Raw genomic sequence first — 730 nt, 5'->3', positions numbered from 1 at the left:
CACATGCTGCCGGGCCGGGGACGGTACGGCGGAACAGGACATGCCCGCGCCGGGGTCCGGGGCTGCGATGATCGGGATGGCGGTCGCATGAGTCGGGGAAGCGGGAGCGGGCAGGTATTGCGGGCCCTTGCCCAGCTGGCTGCGGAGGTGATCGAGCGCCGCCGGGAGGCCGGCGGCCGGCCTGGGGCAAGCGGTGTCCGACCGGGAACCCATGAGACCGGAACGCCTGCCTCCGGGACCTGCGGGCGAGACGTGGCGGAGGGAAGGGGCGGCGGGGCGAGGCCCCAGAAGCCTGCGGAAGCAGCGCGGATCGCCGGGCGCTGGTACTCCCTGGAGCGGGTGAGCCCGGGGTCCGGCGGGCTGCGGGATTTCTATCTGGACATCGTCATTGGGCCGGACGGGCTCTTCCGGGGCAGCCATGCGGGGTATTTCTGCGTCGACGTGCCGGTGTTCGGCCCATTCGGGGTTCCAGCGCGGGACTGCCGGCGCGGGGATCGGCTGTACCCGGCACACGGCCTCCTCGACACGGCGTCCGGGCGCGGCCGGATCGTGCTGGCCGATACCGGGCGCAGTGCCTTCGGTTTCGAGTCGGCACCCGGCCAGATCACCCTTCTGCTCGACACGGGGCTCATCCCGGGCAGCCCTCGCCTGTACCGGCGGGCGGTTCTCCTCCGGAGCGGCCAGGGGTAAAGCTCTGGGGGTACCTATGGATTCGGAATGAAATAACTTG

The 730-nt window shown here is 71.4% G+C and carries 1 protein-coding gene; it reads left to right on the top strand.

Going from position 1 to position 730, the window contains the following annotated elements; all coding sequences use genetic code 11:
* Nucleotides 1–87 precede the first annotated feature (87 nt).
* Nucleotides 88–690 carry a hypothetical protein gene (locus AC08OJ_RS12645; protein ID WP_476595819.1) on the top strand — a complete coding sequence of 201 codons (603 nt, stop codon included), beginning with the start codon at nt 88–90 and terminating at the stop codon, nt 688–690.
* Nucleotides 691–730: the final 40 nt, after the last annotated feature.

The organism is Frankia sp. CgKIO3 (assembly GCF_977946435.1).
This window is presented reverse-complemented; position numbering and strand designations above follow the sequence as displayed.

Coding starts and splice junctions, on each gene's coding strand:
- AC08OJ_RS12645 (WP_476595819.1), top strand. CDS start 88: ATGAGTCGGGGAAGCGGGAGCGGGCAGGTATTGCGGGCCCTTGCCCAG.